At 33.0% G+C, this 23,493-nt stretch carries 18 protein-coding genes; 14 read left to right on the plus strand and 4 right to left on the minus strand.

The window, feature by feature from the left end:
- Nucleotides 1-178: 178 nt before the first annotated feature.
- Entirely contained in the window at nucleotides 179-598 is a 420-nt protein-coding gene (locus ABNX05_RS00910; protein WP_349657958.1) for an epimerase, read from the minus strand.
- 824 nt (nucleotides 599-1,422) lie between these two features.
- On the opposite strand from ABNX05_RS00910, the gene ABNX05_RS00915 reads away from it, so the two are divergent.
- From ABNX05_RS00915 to ABNX05_RS00925, 3 genes are all read left to right on the plus strand, one after another.
- Entirely contained in the window at nucleotides 1,423-1,920 is a 498-nt protein-coding gene (locus ABNX05_RS00915) for a DinB family protein (RefSeq protein WP_349657959.1), read from the plus strand.
- 429 nt (nucleotides 1,921-2,349) lie between these two features.
- Nucleotides 2,350-4,149, plus strand: coding sequence for a S9 family peptidase (locus ABNX05_RS00920; RefSeq protein ID WP_349657960.1), 1,800 nt, complete (start codon nucleotides 2,350-2,352; stop codon nucleotides 4,147-4,149).
- A gap of 619 nt (nucleotides 4,150-4,768) precedes the next feature.
- Nucleotides 4,769-5,035 (plus strand): hypothetical protein, encoded by a 267-nt coding sequence (locus tag ABNX05_RS00925; RefSeq protein WP_349657961.1) that lies wholly within the window; start codon nucleotides 4,769-4,771, stop codon nucleotides 5,033-5,035.
- A gap of 342 nt (nucleotides 5,036-5,377) precedes the next feature.
- Here ABNX05_RS00925 and ABNX05_RS00930 read toward each other — a convergent pair whose 3' ends face one another.
- Complete coding sequence (locus tag ABNX05_RS00930) at nucleotides 5,378-5,653, minus strand: YqhV family protein (RefSeq protein ID WP_054611762.1); 276 nt, start codon at nucleotides 5,651-5,653, stop codon at nucleotides 5,378-5,380.
- A gap of 474 nt (nucleotides 5,654-6,127) precedes the next feature.
- On the opposite strand from ABNX05_RS00930, the gene ABNX05_RS00935 reads away from it, so the two are divergent.
- Nucleotides 6,128-6,841, plus strand: a complete 714-nt coding sequence (locus ABNX05_RS00935) for a ZIP family metal transporter (protein WP_349657962.1) — start codon at nucleotides 6,128-6,130, stop codon at nucleotides 6,839-6,841.
- 599 nt (nucleotides 6,842-7,440) lie between these two features.
- Nucleotides 7,441-8,451 (plus strand): aldo/keto reductase, encoded by a 1,011-nt coding sequence (locus tag ABNX05_RS00940; RefSeq protein ID WP_349657963.1) that lies wholly within the window; start codon nucleotides 7,441-7,443, stop codon nucleotides 8,449-8,451.
- Between the two features lie 1,038 nt (nucleotides 8,452-9,489).
- Here ABNX05_RS00940 and ABNX05_RS00950 read toward each other — a convergent pair.
- Together ABNX05_RS00950 and ABNX05_RS00955 are read right to left on the minus strand one after the other, a co-directional pair.
- Nucleotides 9,490-9,693, minus strand: a complete 204-nt coding sequence (locus ABNX05_RS00950) for a tyrosine-type recombinase/integrase (RefSeq protein WP_349657964.1) — start codon at nucleotides 9,691-9,693, stop codon at nucleotides 9,490-9,492.
- Nucleotides 9,694-9,827: 134 nt separating this feature from the next.
- Nucleotides 9,828-10,151, minus strand: a complete 324-nt coding sequence (locus ABNX05_RS00955; RefSeq protein ID WP_349657965.1) for a TnsA endonuclease N-terminal domain-containing protein — start codon at nucleotides 10,149-10,151, stop codon at nucleotides 9,828-9,830.
- A gap of 70 nt (nucleotides 10,152-10,221) precedes the next feature.
- Between ABNX05_RS00955 and ABNX05_RS00960 the strand changes: the two genes are divergently transcribed.
- From ABNX05_RS00960 to ABNX05_RS01000, 9 genes are all read left to right on the plus strand, one after another.
- On the plus strand, nucleotides 10,222-10,419 hold the full coding sequence (locus tag ABNX05_RS00960) for a hypothetical protein (RefSeq protein ID WP_349657966.1): 198 nt from the start codon (nucleotides 10,222-10,224) through the stop codon (nucleotides 10,417-10,419).
- Between the two features lie 116 nt (nucleotides 10,420-10,535).
- Nucleotides 10,536-11,102 carry a TetR/AcrR family transcriptional regulator gene (locus ABNX05_RS00965; protein ID WP_349658298.1) on the plus strand — a complete coding sequence of 189 codons (567 nt, stop codon included), beginning with the start codon at nucleotides 10,536-10,538 and terminating at the stop codon, nucleotides 11,100-11,102.
- A 57-nt stretch (nucleotides 11,103-11,159) separates the two neighbouring features.
- Nucleotides 11,160-13,016: an alpha/beta fold hydrolase gene (locus ABNX05_RS00970; protein ID WP_349657967.1), complete on the plus strand. Its 1,857-nt coding sequence runs from the start codon at nucleotides 11,160-11,162 to the stop codon at nucleotides 13,014-13,016.
- 982 nt (nucleotides 13,017-13,998) lie between these two features.
- Entirely contained in the window at nucleotides 13,999-15,561 is a 1,563-nt protein-coding gene (locus ABNX05_RS00975; protein WP_349657968.1) for a glycoside hydrolase family 10-like protein, read from the plus strand.
- A gap of 974 nt (nucleotides 15,562-16,535) precedes the next feature.
- Nucleotides 16,536-17,225, plus strand: coding sequence for a hypothetical protein (locus ABNX05_RS00980; RefSeq protein ID WP_349657969.1), 690 nt, complete (start codon nucleotides 16,536-16,538; stop codon nucleotides 17,223-17,225).
- A gap of 866 nt (nucleotides 17,226-18,091) precedes the next feature.
- Entirely contained in the window at nucleotides 18,092-18,742 is a 651-nt protein-coding gene (locus ABNX05_RS00985) for a TnsA endonuclease N-terminal domain-containing protein (RefSeq protein ID WP_349657970.1), read from the plus strand.
- Complete coding sequence (locus ABNX05_RS00990; protein ID WP_349657971.1) at nucleotides 18,727-20,898, plus strand: TnsB C-terminal domain-containing protein; 2,172 nt, start codon at nucleotides 18,727-18,729, stop codon at nucleotides 20,896-20,898. The genes ABNX05_RS00985 and ABNX05_RS00990 overlap by 16 nt, the downstream gene beginning before the upstream one ends.
- Before the next feature lie 12 nt (nucleotides 20,899-20,910).
- The gene (locus ABNX05_RS00995; protein WP_349657972.1) at nucleotides 20,911-21,885 is read left to right on the plus strand and encodes an AAA family ATPase; all 975 of its coding nucleotides are present in this window, start codon (nucleotides 20,911-20,913) and stop codon (nucleotides 21,883-21,885) included.
- Between the two features lie 15 nt (nucleotides 21,886-21,900).
- Entirely contained in the window at nucleotides 21,901-23,463 is a 1,563-nt protein-coding gene (locus ABNX05_RS01000; RefSeq protein WP_349657973.1) for a hypothetical protein, read from the plus strand.
- The last annotated feature ends 30 nt before the right edge of the window (nucleotides 23,464-23,493 follow it).

Consider the following 23,493-nt stretch of genomic DNA (forward strand, 5'->3'; position numbering starts at 1 on the left):
GTAAACTGCTAAAACGTTTTTAGTAATGTCCTACCTATATTTGTGGAATCCAGAAGTAGGAGTATGTGATGAAGTACACTCTGCAACTTCACACTTAGTAACAGAAGAAATAAGTAGTAACCTGCATAATTTTAATGCCCAGGTCTCAAATAATATTGAGCCTGGGCATTTGTGTTGATTATAACTTCTCTAAAATTTTTATTAGGGCTGTTAAAACAATCGTAGTGATAGCTGCAATTATTAAAATTCCAATAGTAGATAACTCAACAGAAGTGAAGTGGAGTGTTTTCATCCAATAATATCCTACAACTATAGAGATAAATGACGTCAAAACAGAGATAACAAAACCTAGAAAGCCTAATTCTACTATTTTTTGTTCAGTTAAACCTACAAGGCTTAATACTTTAGTGAAAATACCAGCAATTATAAATAGCGCAATTGATAATATAAATAATGACATTATTCCTGAATGAGTAATTTCATTAGGCATGAAATTAACTAGGGCAATCATTATAAATGCAGGTAGAAAGATTGGTAATAGTAAACCAACAATAATAGTTAATGAAGCTAAATTTTTATTTTTATTTGGGTTGCTCATAAATCCTCCGAAAAAATAATATAAAAATGCTGGTTCATTATATCAAATTGAAGCAACCATCTGGATTTTATTATTTTTTCTGATAAGAATCACATTTCGTATGTAAATAGGGTTAAAGGAAATAATGCAATATTGTAATTTTTTCTAGGCATTTCACAATCTGTAGTTAGTCAGCACTGCTTATTCGATAAAATGAGTACGATTACAGCAGAAGCCATTGCTATTAACAAGAAGTTAGTTTTATTTCAAATATAAGATTGAAATCCTTGTATCAAAATTCAGCATTTCGGCTTATTAGGAAATGGAATTGTTTTGGCTGCAACTTTCTTATCCTATTAGCAATGAGAATTAGCGAAACATAAGACGAATACACTTTAAAAGTGATCATTAAACAATGTTAAAATTCCTTGAGTAACCTTTGAAAAGAGAGAGAGTGAAGTAATATATAGTTAGAGACGATTGATTGCAAAAATTCCTAACAAACGTTAATTGACGGACGTTTATCAATAAAACTACACGGAACATTCGTGTTTATATAATAAAAGTGCCATTTGTCTATCAGCTGGATACTTCATCAATCGAATAAAACGCGAATATTCTCTTTCGGGAAAAGTCACGATGAAACTTTTATGACCTGAGCGTAATCCATGTAACCAAGTACCCGTCAAAATGATTTTCGATTCGTCTGAGCGCTGATCTGTGGATCACTAAAAAATATAACCAGTTTCATACGGCACAGATTTTAACGGAAACAGTTCTTGAGACTGTAGCTTTCTACTCGAATGGAATTTAAAATATGCTAACCAAATGGAGGAGAGAAATTTATGGTTAAACAATTAATTGTTGGCGACACAACGAATGAATTGGCTACTACGCGTCGCATTTTGGAACGCTTATCCGAGGAGCATATGTCATGGAAACCACATGAGAAATCGATGACGCTTGGCGAGCTGGCCACGCACCTGATCAATGTGCTGAATTGGCAAATCGCGATTCTTCAGTACTCAGAGTTTGATCTTTCAACCGTGCCGCTGCGACGAAAGCCTTTGGAAAAACAATCTGACGTTCTGGATGAGTTTGACGCAAACATCGGTAAATTGAAAAATTTGCTGGCCAAATGTGACGAGAAAACGCTCGGAGAGGAATGGACGCTGCGCCACGGTGACCATATCATCCGCAGTGAGCCAAGAGCAATTGCGTTCCGCATCTTCGGATTAAACCACATGGTCCACCATCGGGCACAGCTCGGGGTATACTTGCGTCTACTTGATATTTCGGTCCCAGGCATCTATGGTCCCTCGGCCGACGAGGAAGCCCAATGAACTAAGTTTTTCGACAATAAGTGCAGCTACTAATTAATGGCTGTTCTTCAACGATAACATTAACAACTACTGATAACAGAAACAACACAATGCGAGGAGTATAATGAAAAAAACGAATTTCTGATGATGGAAATCGTTTTTTTATTTTATAGAGGAATAATGCAATTTTTGTTGGAGTCTAAAACATGGTATTTAAAACAGAAATAGAACGTTTGAAAATTGCCCAAGAAAAACTTGAAATGTTTGATACCGTTATACTTAACGGCGATATTATTCAGTCACTGAGTTGTACCTAGTATTATGATTTTAACTATTATAATCAAAGTTTTGATAATAACTATTACTGTAAAATATACATTAAAGTGGAATAATGGTATTGTGTAAATAGATAGACTTTTCACTCAATTCGAAAAAGGAGGAGTTTTTATTATGCTATCTTTTTCTAAACCAGATGTAGAACAGTTTTTACGAACATTTTCGATTGGGGATTTTGCGGTTAGTCCGGATGAAAAACAACTAGTTTTCAGTACTAATTTAAGTGGTAAGTATAATTTATGGGCCATGAATTTACCAAATACGTTCCCGACGCCGCTTACTTTTATTGATCAGAGCTGTCAAGGACTACTCTATGATAAACAAGGACGGTTCATCATTGCCGGTTTTGACCAGAATGGGGACGAAAATACGCAATTTTATGGACTTCCACTTCAAGGTGGGACAATGAAGAAAATTATTTATGAAGAAGGAACTCGCAATGCTAAGCCAATTTTATCAGAAGATGGGAACAAGCTTTATTATACATCTTCGAAAGGAAATCCTACGTATTTAAATGCATATGTCTATGACTTGGTGACTGGTGAGGAAGAAACAGTTCTTGAGGGAAAAGATGCACCCACTTTTTTAATCGATTTTAGCCCGAATGAAAAGGTAACCCTCTACTATAAACATTTTGCAAATACGTATACACTCCTATACGCCAAACGAGGAGAGGAACATATTCTCCTAACACCGCCAACAGATCAGCAACATACGGTCAGTGACGCAGTTTTTGTATCCAATGAGCTCATCTATTTATTAACGAATTACGATGCTGATTTTACGTATTTAGCTTCGTATAATTTAGAGACAAATGAGTTTTTAAAATTGAAAGATTTGGAGAATGAAAGCTTTACTTCGTTGAAATATAACAAAGAAAAGCAGTGCCTGTATGTAGTTAGTGAAAAAGGTGTAGAAGATCATTTATACATGTATGATTTGCTATCGAATAATTGGGAAGAACTAGATTCACCATGCAGTGTCATCGAAAAACTTATAGTCACAAAATCCGGTAGTTTGTATTTATTAGGAAGAGGGGCTACGAAACCGCATAATATTTATCAATTTAAGGAAAATGGCTGGACATCTTTAATGGGATACACAGTTCCAGGTGTAGATCAAAGCGAATTAGTTGAGCCGGATGTGATTACTTATTCTTCCTTTGACGGACTTGAAATAGAGTCCTTATTTTTCAAAGCTAAAAAGGAAATTGATAATGGCGAAATCATCTTTTGGCCGCATGGTGGTCCGCAAGCTGCAGAGCGTAAATTTTTTAGAGCTTCCTTCCAATTCTTTTTAAATCATGGCTATAGCATCTTTGCTCCGAATTTCCGTGGTTCGACAGGTTATGGATTGGCTTTCATGAAAATGGTAGAAGGAGATTGGGGACACGGCCCACGCCTTGATAATGTAGCTGGTCTCGACTGGCTCATTGATAACAACTACGCGGAAAAAGGCAATATTTTATTGATGGGCGGAAGTTATGGAGGATACATGGCCTTATTGCTTCACGGTAGACATTCTGAATATTTCAAAGCCGTAGTGGATATATTTGGTCCATCTGATTTGTTCTCATTTATCAACTCGGTTCCTGAAGACTGGAAGCCAATTATGGATCAATGGGTAGGAAATCCTGAAAGAGACAAGCAAAAACTCATTGAATACTCACCATTAACGTATTTAGAAACTATGGTCAAACCAATGCTCGTTATCCAAGGAGCGAATGACCCACGTGTTGTGAAAGAGGAATCTGATCAAATCGTGCAAGCTTTAAAAGATAAAGGTCGTGATGTCGAGTACATGCTTCTTGAAGACGAAGGACATGGATTCTCTAAAAAAGAAAATGAAATTGCTGTTTATCAAAAAATCCTCTCATTTTTTAATCAATTCGTTGGATCTAAAGTGAAAGCATAACGATACGGATCATTGAAAAAAGAATCCTGACTGCGAAGAAAACCATTCTTTACGTAATGAGTGTGTAAGTTGATGGAAATACTGTTTGAAATTAAATGAAAAGACTAGGTTCTACTATGATAGACCCTAGTCTTTTTCATAAACCAACCAACATCCCTTGTGTTACTACATAAACTCCACCACATGTGCTAGTAAGGGATCGAATCCACTAGAAGATATTCCAACAAATCATATCTATTTGAGTTACTCTCCCTGATATTAATACAGTTCAAGTAAATTCAGTTCTGCAAAAATACAAGTAAGTGCTGATTTGTTTGCAAAAATTCCTGACGAATACAATTAACGAACATTTTAGAGTTTAATCATTTTGAATATTCGTGTTTAAATAGTAGAAATGCCATTCGTCCATCGGCTGGATACAATATAAATCGGTTAAAACACGAATTTTATCTTTTGAAAAAAGTCACGAATGAAACCTTTTTATGACCTTACGATAACTTAAATGCAACTAGGTTTATTCGGTAAAATTAATACAAGAAATTGAAATATTAATTGGTGATAAAGTGAAAAAAGAGTTTTTACTTTTTTTAACCAATCAAGGATATTGAGGTGATTAGTGATGACACTTAAATGGTTGTGGATATTGGTTATTGCCTTTAGCTTACTAGAATGGATTTCAATCCCATTCATAGGTGCATTCACAGGAAAATTATATCAATTAGTTGATGGTGTATTAATAATTACTTTTATTATTTACCCATTATTTTTCATAACTTCTCTTTTACTATTACAAAAGGAAATTAAAAAAATTGGTGCAGTAATTTTGCTTATTCCACTAATCGTGTATGCACCATTGCTAATAGGTCTTCAACCGTTGCTTAAATAATGTACTAATTGAGCTAACTGAACAGTAAGGACGGGGTAAAATTTAAATATTTTAGTTGTCTGTTTATGATGTTGCTCATGCTGCTTGTAATACTAGATTAGAACCAAAGGAACATTTACGAGAAATATATACAATTGTATTGGACTCTATTATGGAACGAGATGGAGTATTAAGTAGTAATATGAAATTCATAACTATTGATATGAATAATTTTATGGAAGTAGAGGAATACAATGTCTAAAAGCTTGTCCATATACAATACAAATACAGAGGGTAACGTATTCTAATTTTAGTTTACATAAAATAAATACCTTAGTGGGACAGTCTGTGATGCACGTGGTCTTACTTAACATGTGAGCTAATAATAATAAGTGTTATTCCCGTAAATAGGCAAATGATTCTCGTCACAGGAATTTTGTCAGCTAGTCCAAATAATGCAATTGCTGTCGTTACGATTAAAACTGTTGGACCAACCAATGCAAGCATTGTATTAATATAGAATGCTTTTTCTAAATTATTCAACTTTAGCATCAACAATCCAGCACTTACTTCAATACTTCCAGACAATACACGTAAAATAACCATAGCAAGAACCGATTTTTCAATAATTGTCATCATCCTATCTTTATAGATAATTTTCACTTATATTATAATTCCATCATTAGGATAACTATAGAGTTCTGTTTTAATGAAATATTAAAACCAATATATGTATTATTCGTATCAAATATTCAATTATGCTTTATGGTGTTAATTTTAAAGGTAATTTTCTAGTTAAAAATTCAAAGAAGTTATTAATGGAATCAGTTTTATAAATCCATTTTCTTTTTTAAAAGGGAAATTGGATAGGTGCATATAATAAAATGCTAAAGATTTATAGGAAAGTAGATAGAGAAGAACGCCCTTTAAGAAAATACGAATATAACAAGAGTAAAGACAACATTATCCTGTTCTTATACTGCCATCAATCCCTGATAAATATGAAATGGATACAAGAAAGCTTGTTTCTTTAGTTAAATAAAAATGACTGGTGTGCTAAAAACAGCTAGTTAATCATACCACTAATTATAACCATTGAAAGGTGAATGTGGAATGTGGCTACTAGGTTTTTTATGTACTTCTTCAGGGATATTGTTAGGTGGAACGATAGCTTGGCTTTTTAAGGGGTTGCAACAGAAGGTAGATATCATTTATGGACTCTGTGCAGGTATTATCTTGGGCTTAATTAGTTTCGAAATTTTCCCAGAAGCAATTGAAACTGGTGGTTGGTTAAGTACCTTTATTGGATTTACTATAGGGATGCTTATATTCGAAGTATTGCATAATCGGTTGCACAATAAACAAGGTATAAAGAGTACTTCAATGAAAAAACTGTATATTCGTACTGGTTTAATATTAGTGTTTAGTTTCTCGGTTCACAATATACCTATGGGAATTGTTTTAGGTGCAAATCAAGAACCCGAATTTACAATGACTTTATTACAAACACTCTTATTCCATAGTATCCCAGAAGGAATTATTTTATTTATTCCTATGATTTTAGCAGGTTCAAATATCTTGATTGGTTTTTTAATTTCCCTTATTGTATCTTTTCCAGTTTCTATAGGCGTTTTTATTGGTGGATTTTTAAGATTTGAACACGAGTCAATAAACACAATCTTAATTAGTATTACAATAGGCATAATTTTCATGGTTACAGTATCAGAAATTTTATACCCAGCATTCATCAAATCTTCAACATTAAAAGTTTTAATTTGTATTCTAGTAGGACTAGGGATAATAGGATTCTATCTGAAGTTATTATAATTAAATGTTTGTACTTTTTGGATTGATATTCTTTGTTCAATCCTTTTTTTGTGTCTCCTTAATTTTGAAAACAAACCTATGAAAATGTGGCTATATATTTCAGTCAACTGAAATATAACAGGTTAGAAAGAAAACTTTCTAGAATTGAAATTGTAATGTATGTGATTACAGGGATAGCAGCTTTACTGTGTAAACAAAAAACTTATATTTTATCTAAAGACAACATCCTCGGTAAGTAAATATTCGACTTTAGGTGGAACATTGTAACCTTAAGAAGAATTACATCATCTCTTTCCTTTACGATATTGTGTTAATATGTTTTGAGCTATATCAGGCATAAACTTTTTATAAAGCTTTTTAAGTTTCTTTATTTTTATAAAGGATATATAGGGTACTTTTTTGTTTCTAAAGCACTTTGAAGTACGTACTTTTCATCGTGTTAAATATATTTCATAATGATACTTGTAAGACGGAAATGAGTAATAAGGTATTAAACGATTTATCATGTCAGGTGATGAAATATCATTCAGTCATTGTTTTTTAATCTATTCACACTATTCAATCCAATTCTTAATATAAATTTTTAGGAGGATCTTTAAATGAGAGATATACTGCAAGGAAAACTAGGTTTTGGTACTGCGCCGCTTGGTAATATGTACCGTAACATCCCCGAAGAAGAAGCTATAGCAACTGTAGATGCGGCATGGGAGAGTGGTATTCGTTACTTTGACACAGCTCCGCTTTATGGCTCTGGCTTAGCGGAGATTCGTCTTGGTGAAGCATTATCGAAAAGAAATCGTGATGAGTACGTTTTAAGTACAAAGATAGGTCGAATTATTTCAGATGAATTAGAAGATCCATCTGCACGTGATTTAGGTGAGAAAGGTGGACTTTTTGAATTCGGCCGTAAGAATAAAATTATCAATGATTATAGTGCTGATGCAACTCTTCGTTCTATCGAGGATAGCTTGAAACGTTTACAAACAGATCGTCTAGACTTTGTTTTTATACATGATTTAGCGCAAGACTTTTATGGCGATGAATGGATTGCACAATTTGAAACTGCTCGAACAGGGGCATTTCGTGTTCTCACACGTTTACGTGATGAAGGAGTCATTAAAGGGTGGGGACTTGGAGTAAACAAAGTAGAGTCAATTGAACTCATGCTGGACCTGGAAGAAGCAAAGCCTAATGTATCCTTGCTGGCTGGTCGTTACACTTTATTAGACCATGAACATGCGCTACAACGAGTAATGCCAAAAGCTAAAAAAAATAACATGGACATTATCGTTGGTGGCCCATATAGTTCAGGTGTTCTTGCGGGAGGTACTCACTTCGAATATCAAAAAGCGTCACCAGAAATTATGGCGAAAGTGGAGAAAATCAAACATATTGCAGATCGTCATCAAATTAGCATCAAGGCGGCTGCTTTACAATTTTCATTGGCGAACCCAGCAGTTGCTGCTGTCATTCCTGGTGCAAGTAAACCAGAGCGAATTGCAGAAGACAAAGTTGCATTGAACACGGTAATTCCGGCAGCATTCTGGGAAGAAATGCGTATACAAAAACTAGTAGCACCTAATGCACCACTTCCAATCGATGTTAAATAAAAAGAGTAATGAAAAGGCATAAACACATCTATTAAAACTTAAGCTTCACCTGAACAGATTTGGAAATTAACATTGGGATTTGACTCCCTTCAGAACTGGTTATTTTATATACCCAGCAGTGAGGTAAGCAGCAGCCAAGCGCTTTTTCAAAAAAGCCTTGGCTGTTCGTTTTTGGGCGTACTTTATTGATATTAAGAACGATCTGATATCGGTAGGTAACAAACTAAGTTCGTACACCGTGGGGGTATTGTTGCTTGCAAGCACTAAAGAGGAGGATTATTCTCAGTGTTGATTCGGGTGATCAATGACCTTTTAGGCCTATTGCGAAAAATCGTACTTGGCTTAAAGGGTCTTTTTATATTTAGGCGAGTGATGATACGGAATGAATTGAAAAATCTTAAGGAGTGAAGTATATGTCAACAATCATATTAGTAAACCCTATGGAACCCAGCTTTGAAAGCGTAGATGTCAATATAGGAGATTTAGCAAATATTGCAGAATGGGATCACATCGAAGCTTAAGGAATTGTAACGGAACTATTTGATGGTTTTTATCAGGTATTGGATTATTCAGCATACGAAAATCAAACAGTGTTCTCACTTGATTTAGAAAATGTTGCAAGTATTAAAGTAGCAGCTTTGAGAGAGTTACAACATTAAAGCTTATTTCCGAAGCAATGGGGGAAAAACTTTTGTGGTTCTGAAAAAATAATAATATCACCAATGATGTTTGAAAAATATCGTCGATACGTTCGCAATTCTGAAATGCAATATCTAGGCATTCAGAAATAAACGAATCGTTAAAAGAACTGTATGTATATGCTGTCCCAAATGTAGAGTCAATTAAACACCTTAAAAAACCAAAGAAATATACCATGTTGTATATTTAATAAAAGGTGATAAAGGTAAGTATGAACGGATCTGTACGCATGAGCGTGAAGGTAGGAAGGTGGGAGGCCTGCCTTTTTCAACACATCTTTAAAGATGACATGTAACCCCCGCGGATCTATGCTTTACGATTTTTATTTAGAAAAACAGGTTATGTTAGATAAATTCGACAGATACTTAAAGAAGCTTTATAGGATGCCAGAAGCGGCATTAAGTGTGAATGAAGGGGCAATATATGTTCTTTTTTCCCTTTTCCATCAATTCGAATCGTTTCATTTACCAAATCAATTTGTTCCCAAGTTAATGAAACAAGTTCAGAACGTCTCAGACCTGTTGTTGCTAACAATTTAAACAATTAACTGATTTCGCATCGAAAAACGTGATTGAGAGCGCTCTAAATACTCAAATAGCTGTTTTAGATCCGTTAATGTCAAATAGACAGGGAGTTTATCAGCTGACCTTGGTGATTCAATCCCGTGCGTAAAATCATTAGCAAGGTATCGTTCTATTAAACAATATTTGGCGAACGATTTTAAGGAAGTAATTTTTCGATCCACCGAACTCTTCCTGAATATATATTTGTTTCTTAACAGTTTCTTTTAATAGATCTTTTCTGTACTTAATTTCAATATAAGCTTCTTCATTACTTTTATATTTCACCCACATATCAACAATTGATGAGTATGTTTTTTCATTTTCAATCATCTCCATTTTAATGGGTTGGTCACAAAAATCGATAATATCCGGATCAGTTTCTACCTGTAGCCAATGCTCATATTCCAAATCACTAAGTTTACCAGCTTCACTCAACATCGGATCAATCAGTAATCATTTTCCATTTATCGAGATAATTGGTGTAGCATGTCGAATATGCTGTACTGAAATGGGCATAAAAGCATCTCCTCTAAACAATTTAGTGATTACAAAAAAAATTCGTATGTATCTTCCCGAAAAAACATATTTATTTTTTTTTCAAAAATATATGAACCTAGCGTTAAAAACACAAGGTGAAAAATTGCAAGCCATCCAAAACAGTTTTGTGCTTCAGTTCAACTTTGTTCAAAATGAGATTAATTTTTAGCAGTAAAATCAATTAAAGTATAGCTTTTTTGATTAATTTTTTTATTAAACTAACAAAAATACTTGCAACACCTATAATAGTACTGTACAGTACTAATTATGACAAAGGTAAAATTAATGAATCAAAAACGTGTGATTGAAGTAGCTGCAACATTATTTTTAGAAAAAGGGTTTGCTTATACAAGCATGGATGAATTAGTTCGTGTAAGCAAAGTTTCAAAGTCTAATGTATATTATCACTTCTCTAATAAGGAAGAATTGTTGGAAGGGGTCGTTGATTATTGGATTGAAATGTATCAATCTGCAATTGATGGCTTACTATCTCAAAACCAATTATTAGTTGAAGATCGTATCCAACTGTTTTTAAAGCAATTATCACAAGGAGTTCAGACGAGAGAATATAAGGGGAGCTGTCCATTTATTACGCTTTATATTCAAAGCCCTACAAATGCCACAAAAGTAAAAGAAAAAATAGGTCTTTTTTTGGTAGGATTACAAACGAAAGTTTCTCTATTACTTAAACAAGGGGTAGAGAATGGTGAATTTAGAAAGACAATAAATATTGACGAGGTTGCATCTCTTTTTATTACAAATCTTGAAGGAGCGCTATTTATTTCAGAAACACTGGAGGATGCAACAGTAATCACGAAAACAGCAGATCATTTGTTTAACTTGCTTCGGTAAAAGAAGCATTTTTTTTACATCAAATTAGTACTACATAGTACTACAAGGGGGATTTTTATGAGAACAGTATTTTTAACGGGTGGAACAGGTTTTATTGGAAAGAAATTAGTGAATGAATTAGCCAAAGAGGATGTGAACATTCTTCTTTTAGTGAGGTCGAAAAGTAAAGCAACAAACATTTTTCAGGAAAGAGGCATCTTAAAAAAGGCAGTTATGCAGTTTATTGAAGGTGATTTAACGAAAATAGACTTAGGTCTAAGTGCTGAAGATAAGGAGTTGGTATTGAAAACGGATGTGATTATTCACGCAGGAGGCCCCATGGATATTCAAGCGACAAGCAAAGAGGCAGCTTCTGTATTTTTGAATGGCGCCAAACATATTAGTGAATTCGCTAAAAGTATTCACCGATTGAAGGGCTTGCAGCAATTTATTCATGTTGTAGGTTATATGAGTCCCTTTGATGATAAAAATAGCAGGATTGCAATTGATGTGTTTAAAGAAGGAAACAATTATTTGAAAATAAAAAATCCATATGAGAAAACAAAATTTTTAGCAGATCTCTATATCCGTCAACAGGCATCAGCAGTAGGTTATCCGCTGTCTGTCATTAATCCGCCAACTGTGGTCGGTAGTAGTAAAACAGGGAGTACAGAGCAGATAGCAGGATTAGGTTTGCTTGTGACAAGTATGCGAAGAGGGCTCATGCCAGTGATTCCTGGAGGTAAGGGATATAGGTTGCCACTGATTTCAAACGATGAGTTTGCGAAGTTTATTGTGCAGGTTTTCAAATTGGAGCAGCCGGCTATTCAAACATATACACTTGTTGATGACAAAGAGAACGATCCGAACATTGCTGAATTATTAAGTGTTATGTCGGAAAGTATGAATATGAGGGCACCAAAAATCTCTGTTCCAATGCCGCTTATGAAAACAATAATGAAAAGTGGAGTAAGTAAAATAACAAACATTCCTTCTGATGGACTGAATTTTATGACAAAACGAACATTTTCAAATGTTTCGGTGAAAAACATGAAGGGGGGAGATTGGTTTAAGAAGATGAGTGTCATGAACTTTTTCCCGGCCGTAGTAGCTGATCTGGATTATCGATTGATGTATCAAAATGGTGAGCATCATCATTTATTTGAGCGAACATTATGCGATAACAATACCCTTTACCAATTACATGGAGAGGGGAAACCGTATATTTTATTACATGGTTTATTGAGTGATGGAGAGGATTTATTTCCTTTAGGGAAAGAGCTACATGAAAAAACGGGTCAACCTGTATGGATCTTGGATCTTCCAGGTTTGGGACGTTCTCCTTTTAAACGAGAGAAAAATCTTTTAAATATCTATTTGAATGTATTAAAAAAGTTATTGGAGAAAGCTACTAATGGTGCCCATCTAATTGGCCATTCATTTGGTGCGTATATTCTTTTGGAAGCATTAGTACAAAAGTACATAGATAAGAAGTATACAATTACTTTACTTCAGCCACCTATTGCTAAAAAAAATGCTAAATCGATATATGTTCCTCAATTTATGAACAAATGGTCATTGAAATTGGCAACTACTAATTTGATAGAGCGTTATTTATTAAGTAATGGTTTATTTGAAAGTACGGAGAGCATCCCTGAACATTATATTGAAAAAATAAGTAACAGTTTTACTTCTCCTAGAATTTTAAATACTACGGTTCAGCTTAACAGTTTACTTTTGAAAAACGTTCAAGGTGATTTCAATGAAGTAACAAAGTATAATCTTCGCATTATTTGGGGGGATTATGACAGAGTCTATTCTGCTCCTTCGCATCTTGGTAAGGTTGATTTTGTTCCATATGGTCATCATTTTCCTCTTAACCATCCGAGTGAAACGGCTAATTTGGTAATAAAAAATAGTAGTACTAGCAGATGAGAGTGTGGGATAAATAAAAAGCGTGTAGTAAGATCGTTGTGTCTTTGAAATAAAGTCGTACTGTTTGAAAAAAAAGATTGTCTACATGAACGCTGGATATATTTACTTAAGAATCTAACAGCTAATCAATTACAGCGTACATATCAGTATCCTGAGGTAGTAAAATGAGAATTGAACAATGTATTGCTCCTTACGCATGGCATGTAACCACCTTGTGAAGAAATATACTTAAACTCCCATGAAAGAACGTAATAATCTTTCATAAAACAAACAGATTATTTTATATTGCATGTAGTCGAGCCATTAAATCCCTAGTGCTGATTATTTATACAGCCAACCAGCAAAAAGTAAAGAAATTTTTTAAAGAAAATGAATTTGCAAAAGAAGATGAGATCTTGCTTCTGTAAAAACTAATGTTGAGTATCCTTTTTACAGGTAGAAGTGAAAATTGCTAATATATTACAGTCGGAAAAGTATACACCTAACCAGTTGTCGAAATTTATTTGACGACTGGTTATTTAGTATTGTTCTTCAGAATAATAAAAATCATCTCTACAGTTATCCTTTGAGATGATTTTTTTATTGGACATTTATGTTAAAACTGATATTTATCTTGTGAAGAATTTCTTCCAATCCTTCCACCGTATGGTCCACTTTATCAAACAAACTTAACAATTGAGCAAATAATTGCTATTCAACGCTATCATAAAATAGGCGTCAAGAATTTAAATAGATGGAGATTACCGGTGAAGGGAGAATAATTGGGGATTTGTGGTATTATATAGTGAGCGAAGAAACAGAATAAAATTTTCCAACGAGCTTTGCAAACAATTGAAATTACCAATAGGGGGTCCTGCCGACAAAATTTAGAAGGATAAATCAGTTCCTACTTTTATAGAATAGGCTGAAATGGTATTTACTTAGGTTATAGTAACAGCTAGGTTTTAATAGCTGAGAATTAAAAGGAGAGATTTCATTAATTATGTTTAAAATTTTTTATGGAAAGTGCTTAGTAACTTTTTTTGTTTTACTTTTACTTATTCCTATTTTTACAAATCAAAAGGCTACAGCTAATTCACTACCTAAAAATGAAATGCGTGCAGCCTGGATTGCAACAGTATCTAATATTGATATGAAGGCAGGTATGAGTAAAACCCAATATACTCAATGGGTTCAAAGTACCTTAGACAAATTAAAAACTGATAACTTTAATACAGTTATTTTTCAAGTTAAGCCATTAAACGATGCACTGTACCCGTCTAAGCTTGCTCCATGGTCATCGTATATAACAGGCAAGACACAAGGGACCAATCCAGGTTTTGATCCATTACAAATAATGCTGGACGAAGCACATAAGCGAGGATTAGAACTTCATGCTTGGGTAAACCCATATAGGGTCACTATGCCTTCGCAATCTTTGTCTAATCTTGCTGCCGATAATGTAGCCCGTAAAAATTCTAATTGGGTAGTGAAATACGGTAAACAATATTATTTAAATCCTGGTTTGCCGGAAGTTCAAAATTACTTATTATCAACCATAGAAGAATTAGTAAGCAACTATGATATCGACGCTGTACATATGGATGATTACTTCTATCCTTATAAAATAAAAGGGGAGACTTTTCAAGACCAACAAACTTTTAAAAAGTATGGTGGCTCATTCAAAAATATTGAAGACTGGCGCAGAAATAATGTTAATCAATTAGTAAAAAAGGTTTATGCCAGCATTAAGGCAATTAAACCTCATGTTCAATATGGAATATCTCCGTTTGGAATTTGGCGAAACAAAGGGCAAGATTCTACTGGTAGTAACACGAATGGAATGAGTAACTACGATGATCTTTATGCTGATACAAGACAGTGGATTAAAGATGGAAGTATCGATTATATTGCTCCTCAAATCTATTGGTCCAGAAATCATAAAGCAGCAAATTACTCAGTTTTATTAGATTGGTGGGGAAGAGAAGTTCAAACGTACGCAAAAGTCCATCCTATTAATCTATATATTGGCATGGCCAATCATAAAGTTGGAAATGATTCTGATACTGCATGGAATAATAAGACGGAACTTATCAGCCAAGTAATCGCCAACAGAGCAAATAAAAATGCTCAAGGACAAATGCATTTTTCTCTAAGAAGTATTAACAATAACGCTCTTGGATATGCTTCTTATCTAAATCAGCAACTATACAATTATAAAGCTTTAACACCAACAATTTATTGGAAAGGCTCTGCAATACCTTTATGTCCAACTGATGTTAAATTGAGTAAAGAGTCTTTCGGCAGGAAACTTACTATTACAGATGAAAATAGTACTCAACCAAGGAAATATGTAATATACCGATTTGATGGAACAAAAGAAGGATCATATGAAGACGTTAAAAATATAGTAGACGTGGTTTATAACACACAAGGTAATACTGTTTATGTAGATACTATTGCAAATAATAGTAAAGTATACACATATGGTATAAAGTCTATATCTGCTACAGGTGTGGAAAGTAAAACTGCTTTTGTTCCAAAAGATGGAAATCCTCACCAGTAGCAATAGAGCCAACACCTGAAGGGCCAGAGCAACCAGAAAAACCTGTAAATTCAAAGCCTGTTGGTAGAAAATAATCGATCTTTTTTATAAAAACCAATCTTAAATTTGAGGGATAAGAATCCATTTTGAGCAATCTTTTTACAAAATGGATTCTTTTTATTTATCGTAAAATACTGTCTTGTGAAGAATTTTTGAACAAACTTTATTTTAAAGCAACATTTTAATGATTTTTTATTAAAAGACTACACTTAATTTTATATGAGTGTCTGCAAGTTCTTGTCCATATACAGATGTCCATGTACAGTAGTAGACGAATCCAAGCCCTCATCCATGCCAAATAATTTTAGTTTACATAATATAAATACCTTGGTCACAACTTTCTAATTATCGGATGGTTCCTATAATTTATCGTTCAAAAGGGGATTATTCGTTTAAATAATGCTAATTATCGTTTAATCTAGATTCTCCTTAAGACGAATAAAATATTCAGCGTAAGAATTAATTGCACTTCCAATTGTCAGACAAAAATCTAACCTAAGCCAGCAGATGCAGCAAGAAGAGAAGCGCTAATAATGGGCCTAGTAATAGGGACGTAGCTCATTCCGTTAGAGGATCTAAAACCTATCTAGGCGCATTATACAGACGGACTGCAGCTCGAAAGGGCAAAAAACGAGCTGGAATATCCGTTGCTCATGCCATCTTTAACTTCAGCTTTATTAAATTCAAGTAGATATAAATTAAGAAAAGGGCGAATTGAACATTTGAAAGTAGCCGTACAATTTTTTGCTTTGCCACGTCCAGATACAGATTTTTTGTTCAAACTTTGTTTAAAATTCGAGGTTTACTTTTATCTCAAAATTAAGGATTGGAGAAATTATTTATCAATCTTTTTTCAAAGGCAAGAAGGATAATTACAGTTTGATGCAGAATTAGTAATTTGTACCAAAATCACGAAATAAAAAGGAGGTTTTATTATGTCGAAGATGAAAAAATTCTTTTTGCCAGTATTAATGATTTTGGCTACTTTTTTGTATAGTTTACCTCAAACTACAGTTTCCGCGATAACTAATGACGCTCCAGGTATTGTTCAAGTTATCGGCTTTGAGGCTGAGGAAAAGATTGATGCAACGTTTCGTTTAGTCGAAAAGGGTGAAGGGACTGTAGCTCCTGCGTCTGCTCTTAAATTGGAAGGATCAGTTGTGTACACTGTCGGTGGTGGAGTTACAGCTGTTTCAGTTCCTTTGTATGGGGATTATAGCCTTTCTAGTAACATCACGGTGTTCTTCGATGAGGATGATAATGTATTGCAGACAAATGAAATGTTTCTTACCAAGAATGAGCTAGGAAACTTCCAGGTTTCGACGTATTTGAATGGAACGCTTGTTAATTCTGAGGATATTGGGATTGCTTATATGACGGATGAAGAATTGCTTGCAGAAGAGCCCTCTATGTCAACCAAGGGTGTAAGCGAAGTGGCAGCTTGTCTTGTAGTAGCCATGGGTATTGGTGGTACGCTGGCTTATGCTATTGCTGTTGCGTGTGGCGGTTCGTGTGTAGCACCGACACCAGTGACTGCAGTGATATGTGCTGCATGTATTGGTGCATATGCAGTTCTTGGTGCTGGTACTATTTCTGGAGCAGTAGCTTGTTTTAATTATCTATGAGGTGATTCGATGAACAAGGTTTTAGCGTTTTTGATTTTTGGAATGGGTTTTACTGGATCCGTTTTAATAATTTCAGTCGTGCTATTGTTCAAATCTCAAACCGGAATAGTGTTGCAGATTGCTGTCGCCTCAGCATTTGTTTTAGCGGTGTTCACTGTCTGGGCTCTAGTAATACGAAAGCGCTTTGAGAACGAATTAAAGTGAAAAACGTTGTGTTAAAAAGGGGGATTTGCCCTCGGATTTCGACAAAAGGCATCGAGTGAATATTTGCAAAAGAACTGAGCGTTATTTTTCGCTCAGTTCTTTTATTTATATAAAGAAGATTTTTAAACCCTAAGGGTATATCTTAGTTGTTTGGGGTAAGATTAGGTTGCATAGGGTACAACTTAGTTGTGTGTGAACACTAAGGGTACAACTTAGTGTATATGGACTTCACGACTAAGTTGTGTGCATCACGTCTGTGTACGTGGACAAGAACTTCTGTACACTCAAAATGGAATTAGATAAGTAATCTTTAGTAAATTGTCTAAAGGTTCTTGTCCAAAAATAAAGACATGAATGTCCGGATTTGATGTAAAAAGTACAAGAATGTCCAGACAATCCCTGTCCAAAAAATAAACTGTCCGGAAGTTCTTGTCCAAAGTGTCTGCAAGTTCATGTCCATATACAATACATGTGTATGGACAAGAATCTACATACATTAAATATTTTACATATTAATTGATATAATAGCATTTTTTAAAATTATGTCTGGACATTCTTGTCTAAATTTAGAGACAAGAATGTCCGGATTTTGTATAATAAAGACAAGAATATCCATATAAAACATTTTCAGAAAATTCAATTTATATAGGCGGGTGATATTTTTGTATAAACCATTGATAACTTCTGCTAGTAAAAGATATGGCAACAACAGATGGGAAGCTTTTAGCAATAAATTAAAACGAAATGTTTATTTATTTAGCGATTTAGAATATCATCATTGGTTACAAATAGAAACCGATCCAAATATAATTGATTTTTGTGAACAAGCTATAAAAATGGAGATTATAGAAGATAATAAAACACAATTCTCTATTATAGATATGTGGGTAAGATACAAAAATGGGAACCAATTTTTTATTGAAATTAAATATTCAAAGGATTTAATGAAGGATTCTGTAAAGAAACAAATAAATGTACAACAACTTTGGTGTAAAGCAAATCAAGCAAGTCATTTAATTAAGACGGAAAATGAAATAGGACTCAGCCCTATTAAATTATCGAACTTAAAACTTTTAATACGACAAGTTAAAAATACTCTAGAAGCTAGACAAGAGAATATAGACATTGTAAAAAAGCACATTTTTGAGCAACCAAAATCAATTCAACAAATAGCACTTGAAACAGATATTGAAACTAGTGAATTGATAAATATTGTATGTAATCTTGTATATAACGGATTTATTAAGTGTGATTTAGATACAAAACATTTAGGGAAGAATACGGAGGTTTGGAAGACATGCGACGATACCTAACAGATAAAGTACCAATTAAAGATTTAGATATTACAAATTGGGAAAATGTTTATACTGGAGATATGTCTGTGAATGAACTACAAACGTTTAATTCGCGGAAGAAGGCAATTGATCTCTTTTTCACTACCGAACTTCCCATAGATAATATAGTTGAACAAACAGGAATAGTAAGGAGTGAAATATATCGTTTTGCTTCCCGCTGTATTATGTATGATGACTCTAACAAAATTTTGGGTTATAGAGGATTGATACATTATCAAACTGTTGTTCCATATAATCGTAAATTGATTTGTAATATTAATCCAACAAATTATTCAGGTGCATTCCAATTACTTTTGAAAAATTACCCAGAATTAAAAATCTTTTTAATAGAGGAGTATTTTAATAAATCTAAAGTAAAAAATTGCGCTAGAGAACGTAAAATTAGTTTTAAAAATCTGCATAGGAAATTCATTAATGAATGTAGGAAGATAGGTATTAAACCTAATGAATATCCTTTTAACACGATAAGTTTAGCCCGAAAGTCCGTTGAAAGATTTATTAAAGATATTTCAAATAATTATATCCGTGAAGTAGCTAATCTTAATGGAGGGCAATCCTCCATGATCTTAGATAATGTAAACAATTCTATTAACTCGAATTCAACAATCACTAGACCATTAGAAAGAGTAGAGTTTGATGGTCATAAACTTGATGTAATATCCGCAATTGTATATCAAACGCCAAAGGGAGAAGAAATAATAGATATACTTAATCGTATTTGGTTATTAACTGTTGTTGACGTAGCAACTAGAGCTGTTATAGGTTACCACTTATCTTTCAATAAAGAATATAACCAAGAAGATGTTAAAAAGTGTTTTCAATCGGCAATTTTACCTTGGAAACCTAAAGGCCTTAATATACCAGGATTAAGTTATTCTAAAAATGCTGGGTTTCCCTCATCTAAATTTCCTGAAGCTGAGTACGGCGTATGGGATGAAATTAGCTATGACAACGCAAAATCACACCTTTCTAAAGAAATAAAAGATATTTTAACAAAACAAATAGGTTGTTCTATTAATATGGGACCTGTAGCAGTTCCTGTTAATAGACCAATTGTTGAACGTCTTTTCAGAAATATTGAAGAGAATAGTTTTCATAGGCTTCCCTCAACTACAGGTAGTAATGTAATGGACCCTCGAAGGAAAGATGCTGAGAAAAATGCAATTAAATTTTCTATTACCTCTGATGCGATTGAGGAATTATGTGACGTAATTATAGCAAATTACAATGCAACACCACATGATGGTAATGATGGCTTTACTCCTTTAGAGATCTTTGAAAGTAGAATTAATCAAGGAATTCATATTGCTACTATTCCTGCGGAAAACAGAAACTTAGTTAATTTATTTCCAATAACTTGTGTACGAAGAGTTAATGGTAACTTAGAACAAGGCAGAAGACCATATATACATTATAAACATGAACGTTATTCTAGCCCTGAACTTAGCACAGATTTTTCAATGGTAAATGAAAAAGTAACTATCTTGATTAATACTGAGGATCTTCGTTCAGTTGTAATATATAGACAAGATGGCTCAAAATATGGGGTATTAACTTGTAGTGGTTATTGGGGGACTGTGCAGCATTCCTTAAAATTAAGAGATGCAATAAATAAATTTAAGCGCGAACGATATTTCCATTACACCGAAGATGAAGATCCCATGGATGCTTTTCAAGCTTTTTTAGAAGAAAATGCAATTAACGATAGAAAACTTAGGAATCTATTAGCTGAATTCAAATCCTATAAAAAAAGATATAACATTGATACGAAAAATAAAGAGAAGAAGAAAGTACAGGTTAGGTTAAAAAAAGAGCAACAAGTACTACACCAAGAAGTTATTGATGTCAGAAAGGTTGCTAAGGTTGACGATATTTTTAGAGATAATCCTATTAATAAACAAAATGATGAATTCAAATCAACTCACGATTTAATCATAGAGCAAAAATTAATTCAAAAAGAAAAAAATCCTACGGCCGCTAATACTAATCCAGATAAAAATGAAATTAGATTAAATATCATTAATCCTGAAATCACAGAAACAAACTACTATGAGCACTTAATAAACGTAGAGAAAAATAAAAACAAAAATAAAAGAAAATCAATCAACCTGTAGGTGGTGTATATTATGGTGAACGTATCTAATATTAATGTTCCTTTTGGAAAACACCCTGTAGACACTGGAAAATATCTAATTGCTACAAATGAAATTGATAAATTATGTTATATAGTAGGGAACTGGATTGATAACAGATTTCCAGGTGCTATTATACATGGTCGCCCCCGATTAGGTAAAACACGTGCAATCTCTTACTTAATCAAAGTACTTCCAGATGAATTGAATCAAAATATTCCTATGTTCCATATAAGATGTAGAACCTATAAAAGTGCTAGGGAAAGTAACTTTTTTGAGGATTTGTTAGATGGAGTTGGACATGCTGCACCTGATCTAGGAAGACCAAGTGAAAAAAGAGTCCGTTTAAAACATTTTTTTATAAATGCAGCCGAAAAATCAAAACAAAATAAAATTGTTATTTTTATTGATGATGCGCAAAAACTATCTGCCATTCAATATGACTGGTTAATGGATATATATAATGAATTAGATGAATATGGGATTGTATTAACTACTATTTTAGTAGGACATGATGAACTAATCGACCGTAGAAAAAGATTCATTAAAAATAAGGATTTTCAGATAGTGGGTAGATTTATGAGTGATAGCTATCAATTTAATGGGTTAAAAGATGTCGAAGATTTTAAAATTTTACTGGGGCAATATGATGAAGGAACTGAGTTTCCTGTTAATTCAGATGTGTCATTTACTCAGTATTATTACAGGGACCATTTTGAAAATGGATTTAGGTTAGTTAACTATGCAGAGGAGTTTTATGACGTATATCTAGAACTACAATTAGAGAAAGGATTACAAAACAACAAAGAAATACCAATGCAATACGTTACACTGTCTATAGAATATATCTTGAAAAACTATGGTTTTTTTGCTGAAAATGTTCAACTACTAAATAAAAATCTTTTTAAAAAAGCAATAATTAATTCTGGTTACATTCAATCCGAGTTAGTTTTATTAGATGTTGATTAAAGGGGAGGGGGTAAAATGGATAAAAAGGAGTTTGTTTGGAACAGGGACTGGATCCATAGTTATATATCCAATTGGTGTATATTCGAACGTTTTAAATTCTCTAATGCCTTAAACAATAATGATCTACTCGGTATTTTTGGAAACAATAATGTTAAAGCAGTAAAGCGTATTGAAGGTGCAGGTGATTATCTAAGAAATCTTGTAAGCTTATCTGGTTTAGATAAAGAAAAAACTATTAAAATAATTGGAGTAAACTTGAAAAGTAGAAATTCACTGCTATACAAAAAAATAAAACCTATATTAGGTTTAAACTATGCTTATGCTATCAAAGATAATATTACCTTTTGCCCCAGTTGTATTAAATTTGGTTTTCATAGTATTTTTCATCAAATGACCCTCTTTAAAACCTGTGTTTTTCATCCAAATGAAACATTACTAGATAGCTGTGAAAAGTGTGGTAAGGTTTTAGGTAAATATCTGTTGTCCAATTTTTCAAATCCTCCATTTACCTGTGAATGTGGTTTATGTTTATTAGATAATAATAATGTAATTTCAATTTTTAATGGTTGGAAAAAACAATTTACAATCAAAGATGATGAACTGTTAAACCTTCTTAGCTTATATAAACATCATAAGGAAATTCCCTTATTAATCCATCCAATACGAATTTCACGAAAATATAATGAATTCGACCAATCTAATTTAAGTTTATTAATTGATTATAAAAAAAATTACTATTTGAATAAAGAATTTGAAGAAAATAAAATTCTAAAAGAAGTATATACACAGAACTTACTTTCCTCAAAAAGTGTTTTAAAAGATACAATAAATAACTACAATTACACTTTCAATCATCGTTATAACATTCGTTCACTCGTGCAAAAAGATAAAATTGATGCTGTATTTTATGAGATTTATATGCAATCTAGAGATATTTATAAAGCAATTAAAAGATATTTGGTGAAAAACTATATAAATAGCCATACGACTTGTATTCAGTTAAATAACAAATTAAATAGCAATGACACTTATTGTGGATTCGCTTTGGCATTTACTTTTTGGAGAGAAGAATTTGAAGATATAAATCTATCTCAAAAAATAAGGCAAGGACCAGTTGAATCAAAAATATTTAACTTTGAATGTTATTTAGAAAGATTTTCACTTTATCCTAAGGGAGTTTATTGTTATTATCTTGAAGATCTATTGAATAATTGTTTTGAAATCACTAAAGATTTTGATTCAATCGATATAAATCAAATAAAAAAGGTTGTAAGTAATATACTACCCTATTTATTGCTTGAAAGATTCTGTGAATATTTAAAGTTGATATTAAATCCTTCAAATTATAAATCAGATAATTATATTTTACCTGATATAATACCAATGCATTTAATTGTAATTGATAAACTAATACCTAAGACTACAATTTACTATCAAAATACATTTAAAAAACTAAAAAAATTAATTAAGAACATGAACGAAGAAAAAAATATTTGTGGTTTTGATAAAAACAAAAAATATGAACCTTATAAAACACCGTCACAGCTTGTAATGTTAAGAATGGATCTTAACAGGTGAATTGAGTTGTCACTAATTGATTAGAAATAT

It is taken from the genome of Lysinibacillus zambalensis, from assembly GCF_040183165.1.
Lineage (GTDB): Bacteria > Bacillota > Bacilli > Bacillales_A > Planococcaceae > Lysinibacillus > Lysinibacillus zambalensis.